General features: G+C 71.6%; 17 protein-coding genes. 3 read left to right on the plus strand and 14 right to left on the minus strand.

Translation table 11 applies throughout. The features are described 5' to 3' along the window. Positions 1–10: 10 nt before the first annotated feature. Complete coding sequence (locus ASF35_RS00705; protein WP_055961353.1) at positions 11–1,162, minus strand: aminotransferase class I/II-fold pyridoxal phosphate-dependent enzyme; 1,152 nt, start codon at positions 1,160–1,162, stop codon at positions 11–13. Positions 1,163–1,341: 179 nt separating this feature from the next. Between ASF35_RS00705 and ASF35_RS00710 the strand changes: the two genes are divergently transcribed. Further along, positions 1,342–2,424, plus strand: a complete 1,083-nt coding sequence (locus tag ASF35_RS00710) for a dipeptidase (RefSeq protein ID WP_055961357.1) — start codon at positions 1,342–1,344, stop codon at positions 2,422–2,424. 31 nt (positions 2,425–2,455) lie between these two features. After that, on the plus strand, positions 2,456–4,132 hold the full coding sequence (locus ASF35_RS00715) for an AMP-binding protein (RefSeq protein WP_304438765.1): 1,677 nt from the start codon (positions 2,456–2,458) through the stop codon (positions 4,130–4,132). Positions 4,133–4,136: 4 nt separating this feature from the next. On the opposite strand, the gene ASF35_RS00720 is transcribed toward ASF35_RS00715, so the two are convergent. Then, positions 4,137–5,204 carry a hypothetical protein gene (locus ASF35_RS00720; protein WP_055961360.1) on the minus strand — a complete coding sequence of 356 codons (1,068 nt, stop codon included), beginning with the start codon at positions 5,202–5,204 and terminating at the stop codon, positions 4,137–4,139. Positions 5,205–5,286: 82 nt separating this feature from the next. Between ASF35_RS00720 and ASF35_RS00725 the strand changes: the two genes are divergently transcribed. Then, positions 5,287–6,507, plus strand: a complete 1,221-nt coding sequence (locus ASF35_RS00725) for a S9 family peptidase (protein ID WP_055961363.1) — start codon at positions 5,287–5,289, stop codon at positions 6,505–6,507. A 524-nt stretch (positions 6,508–7,031) separates the two neighbouring features. Here ASF35_RS00725 and ASF35_RS00730 read toward each other — a convergent pair. The 12 genes from ASF35_RS00730 to ASF35_RS00785 all read right to left on the minus strand — a co-directional run bounded on the left by ASF35_RS00730 (position 7,032) and on the right by ASF35_RS00785 (position 16,768). Continuing rightward, on the minus strand, positions 7,032–7,334 hold the full coding sequence (locus tag ASF35_RS00730; protein ID WP_055961366.1) for a DUF2277 domain-containing protein: 303 nt from the start codon (positions 7,332–7,334) through the stop codon (positions 7,032–7,034). 40 nt (positions 7,335–7,374) lie between these two features. Continuing rightward, positions 7,375–7,983, minus strand: coding sequence for a CE1759 family FMN reductase (locus ASF35_RS00735; RefSeq protein ID WP_055961368.1), 609 nt, complete (start codon positions 7,981–7,983; stop codon positions 7,375–7,377). Beyond that, entirely contained in the window at positions 7,980–9,092 is a 1,113-nt protein-coding gene (locus ASF35_RS00740) for an LLM class flavin-dependent oxidoreductase (RefSeq protein WP_055965995.1), read from the minus strand. Before ASF35_RS00740 ends, ASF35_RS00735 begins: the two co-directional genes overlap by 4 nt. A 146-nt stretch (positions 9,093–9,238) precedes the next feature. Then, a complete protein-coding gene (locus ASF35_RS00745; protein WP_055961371.1) occupies positions 9,239–9,775 on the minus strand; it encodes a hypothetical protein in 537 nt (178 codons plus the stop codon). 261 nt (positions 9,776–10,036) lie between these two features. Next, positions 10,037–10,573, minus strand: a complete 537-nt coding sequence (locus ASF35_RS00750) for a hypothetical protein (RefSeq protein ID WP_200931707.1) — start codon at positions 10,571–10,573, stop codon at positions 10,037–10,039. Continuing rightward, positions 10,570–11,838, minus strand: coding sequence for an aconitase family protein (locus ASF35_RS00755; protein ID WP_200931180.1), 1,269 nt, complete (start codon positions 11,836–11,838; stop codon positions 10,570–10,572). The genes ASF35_RS00750 and ASF35_RS00755 overlap by 4 nt, the downstream gene beginning before the upstream one ends. A gap of 2 nt (positions 11,839–11,840) precedes the next feature. Next, positions 11,841–12,710, minus strand: coding sequence for an oxaloacetate decarboxylase (locus ASF35_RS00760; RefSeq protein ID WP_055961374.1), 870 nt, complete (start codon positions 12,708–12,710; stop codon positions 11,841–11,843). A 19-nt stretch (positions 12,711–12,729) separates the two neighbouring features. Beyond that, a complete protein-coding gene (locus ASF35_RS00765) occupies positions 12,730–13,536 on the minus strand; it encodes an IclR family transcriptional regulator (protein WP_055961378.1) in 807 nt (268 codons plus the stop codon). Then, positions 13,533–14,225: an ABC transporter ATP-binding protein gene (locus ASF35_RS00770; RefSeq protein ID WP_055961381.1), complete on the minus strand. Its 693-nt coding sequence runs from the start codon at positions 14,223–14,225 to the stop codon at positions 13,533–13,535. The genes ASF35_RS00765 and ASF35_RS00770 overlap by 4 nt, the downstream gene beginning before the upstream one ends. Further along, complete coding sequence (locus ASF35_RS00775; protein WP_055961384.1) at positions 14,170–14,988, minus strand: ABC transporter ATP-binding protein; 819 nt, start codon at positions 14,986–14,988, stop codon at positions 14,170–14,172. The genes ASF35_RS00770 and ASF35_RS00775 overlap by 56 nt, the downstream gene beginning before the upstream one ends. Next, positions 14,985–15,875 (minus strand): branched-chain amino acid ABC transporter permease, encoded by an 891-nt coding sequence (locus ASF35_RS00780; RefSeq protein ID WP_082481031.1) that lies wholly within the window; start codon positions 15,873–15,875, stop codon positions 14,985–14,987. Before ASF35_RS00780 ends, ASF35_RS00775 begins: the two co-directional genes overlap by 4 nt. After that, positions 15,872–16,768 (minus strand): branched-chain amino acid ABC transporter permease, encoded by an 897-nt coding sequence (locus ASF35_RS00785; RefSeq protein WP_055961390.1) that lies wholly within the window; start codon positions 16,766–16,768, stop codon positions 15,872–15,874. The genes ASF35_RS00780 and ASF35_RS00785 overlap by 4 nt, the downstream gene beginning before the upstream one ends. Between the last annotated feature and the right edge of the window lie 35 nt (positions 16,769–16,803).

Here is a 16,803-nt window from a genome sequence, read left to right on the forward strand (position 1 = left end):
ATCCCCGCCCTCAGTCGAGCACGGCGCCGAGCCGGGCCAACGCCTCGCGCAGCACGTCGGGCGGGGTCGCGTAGGTCAGTCGCGCGCGCCCATCACCGACGCCGGACGAGCCACCGAATGCGAGTCCCGGTGCCAGCGCGACGCGGGCCGACTCGAGGAGCGTGGCCGCCGGATCCGCGCCGAGGTCGTACGGGCGCAGGTCGAGCCAGGCGGTGTAGGTGCCAGGACCGGCGAGCAGGCCGGCTCGCGGGAGGTGCTCGGCCACCAGCTCGCCGAGCAGCGCGCGGTTGCCCGCGATGTCGGACTGCAGCGCGTCGAGCCAGTCGCGGCCCTCGGTGAGCGCCGCGACGTGGGCGATGGTGCCGAGGTGGCTCGGCCCGTGGCTCACGATCTCCGGCACCGAGGCGATCTCGTCGGCGGTGGCCGCGCCACCGGCCACCACGGCCGCCTTGGCGCCCGCCAGGTTGAAGGCCTTCGACGCCGACAGCACGGCGTACGCGTCGTCCGTGCCGTCGACGGACAGGTAGGGCACGAAGGCGTCGTCGTCGGTGGAGACCGGTGCGAGAGGCGCGTGGATCTCGTCGACGACCACCCGGACCCGGTGCTCGTGCGCCAGCCGGGCCACGGCGCCCAGCTCCTCGGCCGTGTGCACGACGGCAGTGGGGTTGTGGGGGCTGCACAGCAGGTACGTGGCGCCAGGGTGCTGGGCGAACGCGGCGGCCAGGGCGTCGAGGTCGAGGCGACCGTCGTCGCCGAGCGGCACCTCCACGAGCGGACGGCCCACATGGCCGACCGCGTCGAAGAACGGCTGGTAGACCGGCGGGTTCACGATGACCGGCACGTCGGCGGCGCCGGTGAGCCGCAGCACCTCCTCGATGCCGACCATCACGTCGGCGACGGCGAGCGTGCGTGCCGGGTCGAGCCCGGTCCAGCCCCAGCGGTCGGCGGCGAAGTCGGCGAGGGCCTCCGCGTACACGCGCGGCTGCGGGTAGCCGGTGTCGCCGCGGGTCACGGCGTCGCTCAGCGCACGCGCCACGGGCTCGGCGAGCGGCACGTCCATCTCGGCCACGAACATCGGGATGACGTCGGGGTCGTGCATCGTCCACTTGATGCTCGTGCGGCGGCGCAAGTCAGTCAGGGTCAGCTCGTGCAGCGGGTGCATGCGGCCAGCCTGCCATCGCTCGGCTCACTCCGCGTCGGGCACTCACCCTGGTTCTCCCTCACTCACCTCGGAGGGCACGCCATGGTGAGTGGGGGATTCCGCCGGGGAGCTCGTGATTCCCATCAGCTGATGGGAATCACGGTCACGGGGCCGCCGGCGGGGGTGTCTACGGTGGGGGCATGGAGACGTTCGGGGACCTGCTGACCGAGGCGGCGGCGCGGGAGGCCGTGGCCGCCGCACCGCTGATCGACGGGCACGACGACCTCGCCTGGGAGATGCGCGAGAGCGCCGGCTACTCCGTCGACGGGCTCGACGTGGACCGCGCTGCCGCCGGCGAGGACCCGGCGTTCCAGACCGACCTGGTCCGGCTGCGTCGCTCGGGGGTCGGCGGCCAGTTCTGGTCCGTCTACGCGCCCTGCTCGCAGCGCGGGGCCGACGCCGTCACGTACACGCTCGAGCAGGTCGACTGGGTGCACCGGCTCGTCGCGCGGTACCCCGACCGGCTCGCGCTCTGCCGCACCGGCGACGACGTGCGCGACGCGTGGGCCTCCGACCGGCTGGCGTCCCTGCTCGGCGCCGAGGGCGGCCACAGCATCGACGGCTCGCTCGCCGTGCTGCGTCAGCTCGCGAGCCTCGGCGTCCGCTACATGACCCTCACCCACAACGAGAACACCCCGTGGGCCGACTCCGCCACCGACGAGCCCGAGCACGGTGGCCTGACCGACTTCGGCCGCGACGTGGTGCGCGAGATGAACGCGCTCGGCATGCTCGTCGACCTGTCCCACGTGGCGGCCACGACGATGCACGACGCCCTCGACGTGACCACCGCGCCGGTGGTCTTCAGCCACTCCTCGTGCCGGGCCGTCACCGACCACCCGCGCAACGTCCCCGACGACGTCCTCGAGCGGCTCCCCGGCAACGGCGGCGTCCTCATGGTCACCTACGTGCCGCCGTTCGTGAACGCCGACTTCGGCGCCTGGTTCGCCCACCGGGAGGTCGACCCCACCGGTGCCGGGCCCATGCCGCGGGTCACCGTCGACGACGTCGTCGCGCACGTGGAGCACGCCCGCGAGGTCGTCGGCATCGACCACGTGGGGCTCGGCGGCGACTACGACGGGTTCGAGCTCTTCCCCGAGGCGATGGGGGACGTGACCGGGCACGCGACGCTGCTCGACACGCTCGCCCGGCGCGGGTGGTCGGCCGACGACCTCGCCCGCCTCACCGGGAAGAACGTGCTGCGGGTGCTCGACGCGACGTCCTGAGTCGTCCCACCGAGCGCGTGGCAGACTCGGCGTGAGCCAGGACACACCGGGCTCGGACGTCACGTCGGCCGGCACGTGGGGGGACACGATGGACCAGCGACTCAGCCAGACCGCAGGCAGCGCCGAGGTGCCGCTGCTGGAGACCACGATCGGCGCCGACCTCGCCGCCACCGTCGCGCGGGTGCCCGACGCCGAGGCACTCGTCGAGTGCGCCACCGGCCGACGCTGGACCTACCGCGAGCTGGCCGCCGACGTCGAGGTGGTGGCCCGCGGCCTCGCGTCGCTCGGCATCGAGAAGGGCGACCGGGTCGGCATCTGGGCACCGAACTGCGCGGAGTGGACCCTGGTGCAGTACGCCACGGCCCGGCTCGGCGTGGTGCTCGTGAACGTCAACCCCGCGTACCGGGCGCACGAGCTGGGCTACGTCGTGGGCCAGTCGGGCATGCGCGCGATCGTGGCCGTCCCCGAGCTCAAGGGCAGCTCGTTCGCCGCCATGATCGACGAGGTCCGTCCCGACCACCCCACGCTCACCGACGTGCTGCTCATCGGCTCCCCTTCGTGGGAGGGTCTGCTCGACGCCGGCCGCGCGAGCGACCTCGACGTCGACGCGGTCGAGGCCACGCTCGACCCCACGGACCCGATCAACATCCAGTACACGTCGGGCACCACCGGCTTCCCCAAGGGCGCCACGCTCTCGCACCGCAACATCCTCAACAACGGCTTCGCCGTGGGCGAGCTGCTGCACTACACGTCCGACGACCGCATCGCCATCCCTGTGCCCTTCTACCACTGCTTCGGCATGGTGATGGGCAACCTGGCGGCCACCTCGCACGGCGCGACGATGGTGGTCCCGGCGCCGATGTTCGACCCCGCCGCGACCCTGCGCGCGGCCGCCGAGGAGCGGTGCACGTCGCTCTACGGCGTGCCCACGATGTTCATCGCGATGCTCGCCGACCCGTCCTTCGACGACCACGACCTGTCGGCCCTGCGCACCGGCATCATGGCCGGCTCGCCGTGCCCCGTGGAGGTCATGAAGCAGGTCATCGAGCGGATGGGAGCCGAGGAGGTCTCGATCTGCTACGGCATGACCGAGACGTCTCCGGTCTCCACGCAGACCCGCACCGACGACAGCATCGAACGACGCGTGAGCACCGTCGGTCGGGTCCACCCGAACCTCGAGACGAAGGTGGTCGACCCGGCCACGAGCGAGGTCGTGCCGCGCGACACGGCCGGCGAGCTCTGCACACGCGGGTACTCGGTGATGATCGGCTACTGGCAGGAGCCGGAGAAGACGGCCGAGGCCATCGACGCCGACGGGTGGATGCACACCGGGGACCTGGCCGTCATGGACGACGACGGCTACCTGAGCATCACCGGGCGCATCAAGGACATGGTGATCCGTGGCGGCGAGAACATCTACCCGCGCGAGATCGAGGAGTTCCTGATCACGCATCCCGACGTCCTCGACGCCCAGGTCGTCGGCGTGCCCGACGCGAGGTACGGCGAGGAGCTCATGGCGTGGCTACGCATGCGCGACGGCGCCGAGCCGCTCACCGTCGAGGCCGTCCGGGACTTCTGCACCGGACGCCTCGCGCACTACAAGGTTCCGCGCTACGTGCACGTGGTCGAGGAGTTCCCGATGACCGTCACCGGCAAGGTGCGCAAGGTGCAGATGCGCGAGGACGCCCGCGCGCTGCTGGGCCTCTGACCCGTCACTCCTGCGACGTCGGCCGCACCCAGGTGTCGGCGTCGATGCCGTAGACCCAGCGACGGCCGGGCCACTCCGTGAGCGACCACAGCTGCCCACGCTGCGGCCACCACGTGATGTCCTCGGGCCCGGTGGGCAGCACGCCGCGGCGGCGCGTGAGGGCGCCGGGCCGCCCGATCCACAGGTCGCCCGGGTTGTCCTCGCCCGCGCTCGCGGTGATCACCCACGTGCCGTCGACCAGGACGGCACCCTGCATGCGTGGCGCGACCGCGTCGTGCACCTCGATCGGCACGGCCGGCTCGGTCTCGCCCGAGCGCAGCAGGTGGGTGTCGCGGTCGAGCTCGTAGCGGACCATGCGATGGCTGCCGCCCTTGCGGCCGTACTCGCCGGCGACGAGGTGGTCGACGTCGCCCCGGCGGTCGAGCGACATGAACGAGTAGGTCATCGGTCGGACACCGGCGTCGGTGTCGGCGGCGTAGTGGGTCCGCTGGGGCAGCACGTACCGGTAGCCGCGGGTGCGCCAACGGTTGCGCACGCGGATCACGTCGTCGAGGGCGAACACGCGGACGCCACCGGAGCTGCCCGCCACGAAGAGGTGGTCGCCGTACCAGACGATGCCCCCCGCGTGGACCCGCACGGGACGCAGCAGGTGCAGGCCGAGCACCCGACGCGGTGCCACGAGCAGCACGTGCCGATAGCGGGGCGCGGCGTCGTCGGCGTGGTCGATGACGGAGATGCGCGAGCCCAGCGTCAACCAGCCGAGGACGCCGTGCGCGTACCAGCTGACGACGACGACCGGGCGACCCTCGAAGGTGCCCGACTGCGGGTCGGGGCCGTAGGCGTCGGCCGACGTCGTGATGCCCTGCGGCCACCACCGCTGCGACGTCGCGTCGCGCTCCTCCCACTGCATGCCGCCGACCGCGGCCTCCCCCGGGACCTCGGCGCGGCTGCCCCGACGGTCGAGGTCGGCCAGGACGCCGCGGAGTCCGACGCGCCGGAACCGTCCGAAGAAGCGCTCGGAGAGACGCCGCGACGGCGGTGCCGGCACGAGCCGGTACGGGACGGGAGCCACCTCCTCACCGTAGGCGCTCGCGGCGACGTCGGCCGAGAACAGCGGTAGCGTCGAGACCCGGGACGGACGACGAGAGGACGACGTGCAGAAGGCCAGCTCACGCCTGCGTGCGGTTCTGCACACCCTCGGCCGAGTCGTCCTCGCCCTGCTCCTCGCGGTGGCGGCCCTGGGCCAGCTGGTGGCGTGGACGTCACCGTCGTGGTGGGTCCCGCTGCTGCAGTACTGGCCGGTGCAGTACGTCGTCCTCGCCACAGGCGTGTGGCGCGACGCGCTCGGCGTGTGGAACGTCGTCCTCGTCGCGATCCTGCTCGGCCTGCTCCTGGCCATCGGTCGGGCCCGCGGCAGCGGCCTGCTGCGACCGGCCACCGTGGTGGCCGCGGCGGTGCTCGCGTCGTCGCTCGGCCTGTGGTCGTACCAGGTGGTCGACGCTAAACAGGCGGGCGCGGACGTCGGGGTCTTCGCTCCTGTCGTCCCGTTCCTGAAGGGGACGGTCGCCCCCGATCGCAGCGTCACCGTCGGCACGGTCGACGGCACGGACCTCGACGCGGACCTCTATCTCCCCGACGGGGCCGACGACGGCGACGGCGTCCCGGTGGTCGTCTACGTGCACGGAGGCGGCTTCACGGGTGGCGCCCCGGCACCCAGCCCGTACTACCCGCCGCTGCTCGAGCGGGGCTATGCGGTGCTCGACGTCAGCTATCGCCTGGCCAGCCCCGAACGTCAGACGTGGGACACCGCCGTCGCCGACGTCGGCTGTGCACTCACGTGGGTCACCACCGAGGGTCCCGGCGTCGGCCTGGACCCCGAGCGGGTGGGCACCATGGGCGACTCCGCCGGGGGGCAGCTGGCGATCAACGCCGCCAACCTCGGAGCCCTCGAGGAGCTCGACCCGTCGTGCCGGACCCGCGGCGAGCTCCCGGAGGTCTCCGCGGTCGTCGCCGGCTACCCCGCGGTGGACGGTTCGGCCGCCTACGACCAGTCCGGGCTCGGCCGCGCCTACGGCGACCAGTACGTCGGCGGCCCGCCCGAGGAGTACCCCGAGCGCTACGCGCTCACCGACTCGGTCAACCACCTGTCCGGCGACGGCCCGCCACTGCTGATCTACCAGGGCAGCGCGGACCACCTGATCCTCCCGGGGCCGGTGCGCGACTTCGCCCGCGCGTCGCAGGAGGCCGGCACCACCACGCGCTACGTCGAGCTGCCCGGCCAGGAGCACACGACCGGGGGCGGCCTCGGCACCCTGTCGTTCGGCGACCTCGTCGGCCGCGACCTGACGACGCAGTGGTTCGTCGAGCACCTCTGAGGTAGACGGGCCTCGAGAGCGTCGCGCCCTGCCCGCTGCCGGGCTTCGTCGGGCTGCGCCGGCGCGGCTCCCCGTGGGCGCGGGGCTGCGCCGGCACGGGTGGGCGTGGGGCTCGGTCTCCGAGAGGGCCTCGACCGGGTGACTCCCAGCGCGTCGGCCGGGCCTGCGGGCCTCCGTCGCGCTGGTCCACCCCGAGCGGTGGATCCTCAACCGCAGCAACCCTTCTGGCGTTGAGGATCCACCACCCCACCCCGTCCGGCCCCCCTCGGTGGAACTTCAACCGCAGCGCCGCTCCTGAGGTTGAGGATCCACCGATGGGGGCGCGGCCGGCGGGCTCGGTCGCGCCGACGGCCCCTGCACCGTCGAGGCCTTTCGGAGAGCACATCGACGACGAGCTGCGGCAGCGCAGCCCCACCCCGAGCCCGACCCACAGCAGCGCAGCCCCACCCCAGGCCCGACCGTCAGCAGCGCAGCCTCGCCACCGAGCGCCTAGCGCCTAGCGCCGAGTGTCCGTACGACGCGCCCTACGCCGACTCGACGGCCGTGCGGATCCGCACCTCACGCTCCATGCGCTTCTCGTGGCGCGCGCGACCCTTGAGCGCCTCGGCCTCACGGCTCTTCGGCGGCGCCTTGGTCACGAGGCCGTCGAGGAGCGTGCGCGTGGCGGCCGCGATCTCGTCGATGGCCTGCTCGAACGCCTCGGCGTTCGCCTGCGAGGGTCTCGTCGACCCGCTCACCTTGCGCACGAACTGCAGGGCGGCCTCGCGCACCTCGTCGTCAGTGGTCGGCGGCTCGAAGTTGTGGAGCACGCGGATGTTGCGGCACATCCTCCGACGGTAGCCCCGGTGGGCGGGACGCGGAAGGTCCTCAGGCGCCGCGGCTCGGATCGGAGATGCTCAGCATGGTCTCGCTGAACAGGTCGATCTCGTCGTCACGCGTGCGTCCGGTACCCGCACCGCCCAGCAGCGACATCAGCTCGCCGACGGCGCGGTCGACGCGCGACGTGAGCGCACCCTCGCCCTCGGCGCTCCAGTCGTGCGGCGACGCGAACACGCCGGTCGGCACGGGCACGGCCTGCAGGTAGGCCATGAGCGGACGCATGGCGTGCTCGACGGCCAGCGAGTGGCGCGCGGTGCCACCGGTGGCGCCGAGCAGCACCGGCTTGCCGATCAGCTGGTCGGGCTCGAGCACGTCGGCGAACGACTTGAAGAGTCCGCTGTAGGACGCCTGGAAGATCGGCGTGACGAAGCCGAGGGCATCGGCCGCGCCCAACTGGTCGATCACGTGCTGCAGACGCGGCGACGCGAACCCGGTGAGCGTCGCGTCGACGACGTCATGGGCGAGCGGTCGAAGCTCGACGACCTCCACGGACGCGCCCGGCTCGGCTCGACGGACGCCCGCGGCCATCTGGTCGGCGAGCAGCCGCGTGGTCGACGGCGAGCCGAGCCCGGCCGAGACGATGACGACGCGGGTCATGCGTGGGCTCCCGCGTCGAGGTCCCGCTCGGCCTCCGCCGCGTCTCGCGCCGCCACGCGCGACGCGTGGGTGGGAGCATCGGGGACGCCGGCCGGACGTCGCGCCTCGAACTCCGCCCGCAGGGTGGGCAGCACCTCGCCGATCATGTCGATCTGGTGCAGCACCTCCTTCAGCGGCAGACCGGCGTGGTCGACGAGGAACAGCTGGCGCTGGTAGTCACCGAAGTAGTCGGCGAACGTCAGCGTCTTCTCGATGAACTCCTGCGGGCTGCCGACGGTGAGCGGCGTCTGCGCGGTGAAGTCCTCCAGGCTCGGGCCGTGGCCGTAGACCGGCGCCTTGTCGAAGTAGGGGCGGAACTCCCGCATCGCGTCCTGGCTGTTCTTGCGCATGAACACCTGACCGCCGAGCCCGACGATCGCCTGCTCGGGCTCGCCGTGGCCGTAGTGGGCGAAGCGCTGCCGGTAGAAGTTGATCAGCCGGATGTAGTGCTCCTTGGGCCAGAAGATGTTGTTGGCGAAGTAGCCGTCGCCGTAGTACGCGGCCAGCTCGGCCACCTCGGGCGTGCGGATGGACGCGTGCCACACCATCGGCGGCACGCCGTCCAGCGGGCGGGGCGTGGCCGTGAAGCCGCGCAACGGCGTGCGGAACTGGCCCTCCCAGTCCACGACGTCCTCGTCCCACAGCCGTCGCAGCAGCTGGTAGTTCTCGACCGTCAGCTCCACCGCGCGCGTCGGGTCCTGCCCGAACCAGGAGTAGACGGGGGCGGAGTTGCCGCGCCCGAGCATGAGGTCGACGCGCCCGTCGGACAGGTGCTGCAGGACCGCGTAGTCCTCGGCCAGCTTGACCGGGTCGTTCGTGGTGATCTGCGCGATGGCCGTGGAGAAGACGATCCGCTCGGTCTGCGCGGCCATGTAGGCCATGAGCGTCGTCGGCGAGGTGGTGACGAACGGCGGGTTGTGCTGCTGCCCGCTCGCGAAGACGTCGAGCCCGACCTCCTCGGTCTTCCTCGCGATCTCCACCAGCGCCTTGAGGCGCGCGTTCTCGGTGGGCGTCGTGCCGTCGGTCGGGTCCTGCGTGACGTCACCGACGGTGAAGATGCCGAACTGCATGCTGCTCATGGGAGCCTCCTTGCCTCGATACTCCCACCAACTAGTTCAACCTTCAACTTGTTCCCGGTCACGCCGTGCCTGAGATCCCCAAGTCGACCTGGGAATCTCAGGCACGCGGCGGCGGCGGTGGCGTCACCCAGCGCGGGTCAGGCGGGCGCGGGGGCCTCGACCACGGGCGGCTCGGGCACCTCGGCGCAGTCCTCGGCGATCTGCTTCTGCGTCGCGAGGTCGGCCTTCGCGGTGTTCCAGGCCGCCTTGAGCGTCGCGCGGTCGGCCTTGACCTGGCGCTGGAGCGTCGCGAAGGACGCCCGGTGCGCGCGTGCGGCCTCCTTGGCCTCCACCCGCGCCGTCGCCCGCGCCGCCTTCGCTGCATCACGCAGCGCGGGGTCCTTCGCGGCGGCCGCCGTCAGACGGCCGGCCTTCCTGGCCGCCGCACGCGCCTCGGCGGTCTCGTCGACCTTGACCTTCTTGACGAGCGCCGTCATGGCGGTCCGCGTGTGGGTGACGTACGCCTTCTGCGCTGCGCGCGCGTCGGCCTCGGCCTTCGTGAGCGCGGCCTGGACGACGGCCGGGTCGCAGCTCGGAGCTGCGTCGTCGGCACTGGCCGGCGCCGTCGCGCCGGCCACGCCGATGAGCGTGATGACGGCCGCCGCACACGTGCGGCCGATGATGGTGGTGTTCACGGTTCTCCCTCCCGTGGTGGACATGACCACGTCACTGTGACACCGGTCGCACCCCTTCGGACCGGGAACGACGGAAGTAGGAATCACCTCCGAGGACGGCGCCTCGGCGAGGTCCGTCCGACCCGCCCATTCCCATCACCTGATGGGAATCGCGAGCTCACCCTGGTCCTCCCCCACTCACCATGGAGGGTCCTCCATGGTGAGTGGGGGATTCCCATCAGGTGATGGGAATCGAGGGACGGGTGGGGCGGAGGCGCACCGCTACGCGCGGCCGTGCTCGGCGAGGAGCAGCTGGTACCGACCGCCGGCGGCGATCATGTCCTGCGTCCGGTCGTTGAGGACCTCTCCCTGCAGCACGAGGTCCTTCGCCCGGACGGTGACCGTGGCCGCCCGCCAGTCGACCTCCATCTCGTCCCAGCGCTCGACCGACGTCGAGATGCCCGGCACGGTCAGCAGCGGCATTCCGTTGCTGACCTCGCCGCGCCAGAAGCCCGGCGAGAAGGACTCCGCGACCACGCCGACGATGCCCTCGTTGCGCATCGCCGTCATCGCCACGTAGTGCGGGTGCCCGTAGCCGAAGTTCCGTCCTCCCACGAGCCAGTCGCCCTCGCGCACCTTGTCGGTGAAGTCCTCCTCGTACGCCTTCATGCAGACGCTGTGCAGGTGCTCCGGGTCGGTGTACTTGATGTTCTGCACGCCGATCATCAGGTCGATGTCGTGGTCGTCGCCGAAGATCCAGGCCACGCGACCGGTCAGCACGTCGGGCAGCACCTGCGGCGCGGCCGTCGTCGCGGTCACGGGTTCACCACCTCGCGCGGGTCGGTCAGCCGACCGGTCAAGGCGCTCGCCGCGACGGTCGTCGCCGAGCCCATGTAGATGTCGGCGTCGGGGCTGCCCATGCGACCGGAGATGTTCAGCACCCCGGTCGACACGCAGGCCTCGCCGGCCTCGAGCGGCTTCGCGTAGCCGAAGCAGAAGTCGCAGGTGGACTCCACGACGTGGGCGCCGGCGGAGCGCAGCGTGTCCAGCAGACCCTCGGACTCGGCCTGCTCGTAGATGCGACGCGACGTCGGCACGACGTTGAGCTCCACACCGTGCGCCACCTTCTCGCCCTTGAGGATCCCGGCCGCGGCCCGGATGTCCTCGATGCGGCCGCTCGCGCAGGAGCCGATGAAGGCGCGCTGGATCTTCTGCCCGTGCACCTCCGCCACGTCGCGGGTGTTCGACGCACGCGCCGACCCCGGCATGACGATCTGCGGGCTCAGGGCGTCGAGGTCGATGTCGTAGCGGGCGGTGTACTCGGCGTCGGGGTCGCTGTAGAGCGGCTCGAAGTCGCGCTGGGCGACCTTGCGGCTGTACTCGAGGCTCATCTCGTCGGGGTTGAAGATCGCCGACACCCCGCCGGCGAACATCGCCATGCCGCACAGGGCCTGGCGCTGGCCGAGGGCCATCGACTCCGCACCCGGGCCGGTGTACTCCATGACCTGGAAGGCCACGCCGTCCGCGCCGATGTCGGAGATGATCCGGTGGATCAGGTCGCGGCTCTCCACGCCGGGCGCGAAGGACCCGGTCAGGTGGAAGCGCGTGCTGGCCGGGACGTCCAGGTGGATGCCGCCGGTGACCCAGCCCTCGAGCAGGTCGCGGCGCACCCCCATGCCGAGCGCGCCGAACGCGCCGAGGCTGGAGATGTGGCCGTCGAAGTGGATGAGGAACGACCCGGGCATCGCGTAGCCCAGCTCGGCGGCGACCTGGTGGCCGATGCCCTCGCCCTCGTGGAAGTGCACGCCGTTCTCGTGCGCCCAGTCGCGGGTGACCTGGTGGACCTCGGCCTCGCGCTCGTTCTTGTTGGTGAGCATGTGGTCGATGAACAGGACGTACCGGTCGGGCTCGGCGACCTTCGTGACCCCGAAGTCCTCGCGCATCTGCTTGAAGAAGCGGTCGGTGTACCCCGGGAAGTCGTACGCGATCATGTAGTCGGGGCGGACGGGGTAGTTCTCGCCGGGGGTCACCGCGTCGCGGTCGCCGACGCGGGCCAGGATCTTCTGCGTGATGGTCTGTCCCATGGTCACGCCTCCTCGAGGGTCTCGGGCATGTACAGGGACTGCTTGTGCAGGACCTCGTTGAAGCCGATGAGCTTCAGGAAGTCGGCGTGCTCCATGTAGTCGCGGCTGACGTCGGCCGGCGGCTCGCCCGCCGACAGGCGCTCGAGCGACGCGCGGGTGGCGGTCGTGGCCGCGAGCAGGATCTGCGTCGGGAGCAGCGCGAGGCCGACGCCGATCTCGCGCAGTACCTCGCTCGTGAACTGCTCGGCCGTCCACGTCCACGCGGTGAGCGAGCACATGAGCGGCACACCCACCTCGGCGTGCAGACGGGCCCACGACTCGGCGTCGGGGAAGCCCTTGGAGATGGGCATGATCATCTCGGCGCCGGCCTCCACGTAGGCGACGGCGCGACGGATGGCGTCGTCACCGATGCCGTCGGTGCGCCCGATGAGGACGAGCTCGTCGCCCACCTCGTCGCGCACGGCGCGGACCTTGCCCGCCGCCTCCTTGGCGGGGAGCAGCGTCGGTGCGCCGCTCGTGGCCGCGGGGCAGCGCTTGGGCGCCAGCTGGTCCTCCATGAAGACCGCGGACACGCCCGCGTCCGCGAACATGCGTGCGGTGCGGGCGGCGTTGACGGCGTTGCCGTAGCCGGTGTCGATGTCGGCGACGACCGGGAGGCGCGAGGCCCCCCGGATGCGGCGGACGGCGTCGAGGTTCTCCGACATCGAGTACATCTCGGCGTCGGGCAGACCGAGGGACGCCGAGATGGCGAACCCCGACGCGCAGAGCGCCGTGAAGCCGCTCTGCTCGGCGATCCGGGCGGTCAGGCCGTCCCAGACACCGGGGGCGTAGACCAGCCCGTCGGCGAGCTGGCTCCTGAAGTGGTTCGTCATCGTGCTTCCTTCCTTCGTGTCACCGAGGCGCGGGCGCCCCGAGGCGCTCGGAGAGCGCCGCGCAGGCTTCGCGCACGGCGGTGACGATGTGGTCGAGGCGGTCCGGGCCGAAGCCCTGGGCGGCGCCTCCGAGGCTGAGGGTGCAGCTGAGGGCACCGGTGGGACCGAACACGGGCGCGCTCACGACGGCGACGCCGTTGTTGAGGTCCTCGTCGGCGAAGACGTAGCCCTGCTCGCGGATGCGGGCGAACTTCGTCTCCAGGGCGTCGCGCGTGACGTCGGTCTTGTCGGTGTAGCGCTTGCGTGGTGCGGAGAGCACCCGCTCGCGGATGGTGTCGTCCCAGGCCGCCATGACGGTCGGCCCGCCGGCCACGTGGTACGGCAGCACGGTGCCGAGGGTGACCGTGTTGACCTTCAGGGGACTCTCGCCCTCAACCATCTCGACGACCACGGCCCCCTCGTCCGAGGGCACCAGCAGGAACGCGGTGTCGCCGAAGTGGCCCGCGAGCGACCGCAGGTGGGGCAGCGCCTCGTTGCGGATGCTGAACTGGCGCTGCGACGCGTGCGCGAGCTTGAGCATGCGGATGCTGAGCCGGTAGCCGTCGCGAGGACCGCGCTCGACCCAGCCGGCCATCTGCAGCGACGACAGGAGCCGGTGCACGGTCGTCTTGCCGATGCCGGTCGCCGCGGCGATCTCCCCGAGGCTGTACTCGCTGTCGCCGCCGCCGAGCACCTCGACGACGTTGCACGACTTGATGACCGACGCGACGTAGTTGCGAGGGTCCACCTCGTCGGCGCTGCCCGCCGGTCCCGTGACGTCCTTCATCCGAGGTACGCCTTCTGGATGTCCTCGCTGTGCGCCAGCTTCTCCGGCGTGCCGGACATGTGCACCTCGCCGCGCTGCAGCAGGTACGCGTGGTCGGCCACCTCGAGCGCCCGCGTGGCGTCCTGCTCGATGAGCAGGATGCTCTGGCCCTCGGCGTGCAGGGCCGCGATGGCGCCGTAGATGACGTCGATGACCGACGGGGCCAGACCCATGGACGGCTCGTCGAGCAGGAGCACCTGCGGGTCGGTCATGAGCGCACGGCCCATGGCGAGCATCTGCTGCTCGCCGCCGCTCATGGAGCCGGCCTGCTGCGTCCGGCGCTCGGCCAGCCGCGGGAAGAGCTCGTAGACGCGGTCGAGCAGCTCGGGCCGGGACCGTCCGGAGAAGGTGCTGAGCGCGAGGTTCTCGGCCACGGTGAGCGGCGAGACGACGTGCCGACCCTCGGGGACGAGCGCCAGGCCCAGCCGCGTGATGCGGTGCAGCGGCAGCTTCTGGACGGGCTTGCCGTCGAGGACGATGTCGCCGGTCTTCTCGCGGTGCACACCCGCGATGGACCGGACCAACGTCGACTTGCCGGCGCCGTTGGCGCCGAGGACGGCCACGAGGTTCCCCTCGGGGACCTCCAGGCTGACGTCACGGACGGCGCGGATCGCTCCGTAGCTCGCGCAGAGCCGGGATACCTGAAGCATCGTTCTCCTTTCCGAAGTAGGCCTTCTGGACGGCGGGGTCGTCGACGCACTCCTGCGGGGTGCCGTGCGACAGCACCTCGCCGAAGCTCATGACGTAGGCGGCGTCGCAGTAGTCGAGGATCAACCGCATGTTGTGCTCGACGACGAGCACCGTGAGGCCCTGGTCGCGGACCGAGCGGATGAGCTCACCGACCGCCACGGACTCCTCGCGGTTCATGCCCGCCGTCGGCTCGTCGAGGAGCACCAGACGCGGGTCGGTGGCGAGAGCACGAGCGATCTCCACCCGTCGCTGCGTGCCGTAGGGCAGCGTCTCGGCCAGCTCACGCCGTTCCGTCACGCCCACCCGGGTGAGGAGTGCGTCGGCGCGCTCGAGGCACTCGCGCCGCTCCCGCCGCTCGCCCGGCCACATCACGAGGCTGGACAGCGACGACGCCTTCCGCGACGCGTACATGCCCGCCACCACCTGCTCCAGGACGCTGAAGCCGCTGAGCAGCCGCACGTTCTGGTAGGTGCGGGTGATGCCGCGTCGGCTGATCTGGTGCGGCGCCAGGCCCGCCATCTCGTCGCCCTCGAAGAGGACCGAACCCTCGTCCGGCGTGTAGAAGCCGGTCACCAGGTTCACGAGGCTGGTCTTGCCGGCGCCGTTGGGACCCATGAGCCCCATGACGGTGCCCTGCGGCACGACCATGTCGACACCGTTGACGGCGGTCACGCCGCCGAACCGCTTGGTCAGTCCCTCGATGGTCAGCAGTGCGTCGCTCATCGGGCCACCTCCGGCTCGGGCTCGGCCACGGGCGTGTCGTCGGTCCGACGCAGCCGCCGGACCCACTGGCGTCGCGGGTCGATGAGACCGCGCGGCATGAACACCATGATCAGCACCAGCAGGGCACCGGTCATGAGCTCGTCGACCCCGTCGACGTAGGAGCGCACCACCTCGGGCAGGCCGACGAAGACGATCGCGCCCACGATGGGTCCGGCCCAGTGGTAGGTGCCGCCGAGGACCATCGCCGCGACCATGGTGAAGGCGAGCGTGATGAAGAAGGTGTCCGGGCCGATGTACTGGAGCAGGTTGGCCAGCACCACCCCGGCCATGCCCGCCACGAGTCCGCTCGCCGCGAACGCGACCGCGCGGACGGTGAACGGGTTGACGCCGAGGGCCGCGGCGACCGCTGCGTCCTCGCGGACCGCGTGGGCGGCCATGCCGTACCGCGAGCGGCGCAGGCGGGCGAGGGCGTAGCAGACGATCGCGACCAGGACGACGACCGTGATCAGGTCGATCTTGCGGGTCACGCCCGTGCCGACGCTGCCGCCGGTGTACTCCTCGGCCGAGAGCACCACGACGCGGGTGATGAGCACCAGCGCCACCGTGGCCATCGCCATCCAGTGGCTCTCCAGCTTGAGCAGGAGCACCGACAGGATCGCGGCGACGGCGAGGCCGAGGCCGGCGCCGACGAGGAGCTGGACGACGATGCCCGCGCCCATGTGCAGGTCGAGGTACGCGGCGCTGAAGCCGCCGACCGCGCCGAACGAGGCGCCGGCGAGGCTGAACACGCCCGCCCACATCGCGATCCAGCTGCCGAGCGCGAACAGCGCGTTGGCCATCGCGAACTCGACGACGGTCCGGTACTGGTCCCAGAGGCCGCCCATCATGCCCTCACGGTCTGCATCGCGGTGGCGGAGCCGAACAGGCCCCGCGGCCGGAACACCAGGAAGGCGAGCAGCAGCCCGAAGGTCACCGCGTCGCGCAGGCTGCCCGACACGTACTGCGCGGTCAGCACCTCGGCGACGCCGATCAGCAGCCCGCCGAGCACCGTGCCGCGCACGTCGCCGAAGCCACCGATGATGACCGCCGCGAAGCCCTTGAGGAGCAGCGCCTCGCCCAGCATGAAGTTCACGGTGCTCGTGTTGAGACCCATCGTGATGCCGGCCAGGCCGGCGACCGCTCCGGAGAGGAAGGCGGTCGTGGCCACGATGAGCACGGGGTTGACCCCACCCAGCGAGGCCGCCATGGGCGAGTGGCCCACGGCCCGCATCGCAGCGCCGACCTTCGTGCGGTGCAGCAGGGCGTAGAGGCCGATGCCGACGACCGCGACGGCCACCAGGCTCACCAGCTGGGTGCGCCCCAGGGTGAGGCCGAGGAAGCTGATCGAGCCGCTCGGCGCCGCGTCGGGCGAGAAGCGCGACGTCGTGGCGCCCGTGACCATCCGGGCGAGCGCGAGGAGGAAGATCCACACGCCGATGCTCGTGATGAGCGCCGGCAGCAGGTCCCCTCCTCGCCGTCGGATGGGTTGGAAGGCGACGAAGTCGACCACCACGGCCAGGAGGCCCGAGACGAGCACCCCGGCGATGAGCGCCGGCCAGAAGCCGATGCCCGCGTCGTTGACGAGGAAGAGCACCGTGAGGGCTCCCCAGGTCGCGAAGGTCCCGTGGGCGGCGTTGAGCACGCCGAGGGTGGCGAGCATGAGGCCGAAGCCGACGCCGAAGACGGCGTACACGGAGCCGAGCGCCAGCCCGTTCAGGATCTGCTGTGCCAGGACGTCCATGTCATCGCCTCCTCTCCTGGTCGTGGTGGTCGTGG

The sequence above is a fragment of the Aeromicrobium sp. Leaf291 genome (assembly GCF_001423365.1).
Lineage (GTDB): Bacteria > Actinomycetota > Actinomycetes > Propionibacteriales > Nocardioidaceae > Aeromicrobium.

Excerpts from the sequence above, each read along its gene's own strand:
- ASF35_RS00760 (WP_055961374.1), bottom strand. The coding sequence starts at position 12,710 with ATGACGAACCACTTCAGGAGCCAGCTCGCCGACGGGCTGGTCTACGCC.
- ASF35_RS00775 (WP_055961384.1), bottom strand. The coding sequence starts at position 14,988 with ATGAGCGACGCACTGCTGACCATCGAGGGACTGACCAAGCGGTTCGGC.
- ASF35_RS00710 (WP_055961357.1), top strand. The coding sequence starts at position 1,342 with ATGGAGACGTTCGGGGACCTGCTGACCGAGGCGGCGGCGCGGGAGGCC.
- ASF35_RS00730 (WP_055961366.1), bottom strand. The coding sequence starts at position 7,334 with ATGTGCCGCAACATCCGCGTGCTCCACAACTTCGAGCCGCCGACCACT.
- ASF35_RS00770 (WP_055961381.1), bottom strand. The coding sequence starts at position 14,225 with ATGCTTCAGGTATCCCGGCTCTGCGCGAGCTACGGAGCGATCCGCGCC.
- ASF35_RS00785 (WP_055961390.1), bottom strand. The coding sequence starts at position 16,768 with ATGGACGTCCTGGCACAGCAGATCCTGAACGGGCTGGCGCTCGGCTCC.
- ASF35_RS00740 (WP_055965995.1), bottom strand. The coding sequence starts at position 9,092 with ATGCAGTTCGGCATCTTCACCGTCGGTGACGTCACGCAGGACCCGACC.
- ASF35_RS00765 (WP_055961378.1), bottom strand. The coding sequence starts at position 13,536 with ATGAAGGACGTCACGGGACCGGCGGGCAGCGCCGACGAGGTGGACCCT.
- ASF35_RS00780 (WP_082481031.1), bottom strand. The coding sequence starts at position 15,875 with ATGATGGGCGGCCTCTGGGACCAGTACCGGACCGTCGTCGAGTTCGCG.
- ASF35_RS00705 (WP_055961353.1), bottom strand. The coding sequence starts at position 1,162 with ATGCACCCGCTGCACGAGCTGACCCTGACTGACTTGCGCCGCCGCACG.
- ASF35_RS00735 (WP_055961368.1), bottom strand. The coding sequence starts at position 7,983 with ATGACCCGCGTCGTCATCGTCTCGGCCGGGCTCGGCTCGCCGTCGACC.
- ASF35_RS00755 (WP_200931180.1), bottom strand. The coding sequence starts at position 11,838 with ATGGGACAGACCATCACGCAGAAGATCCTGGCCCGCGTCGGCGACCGC.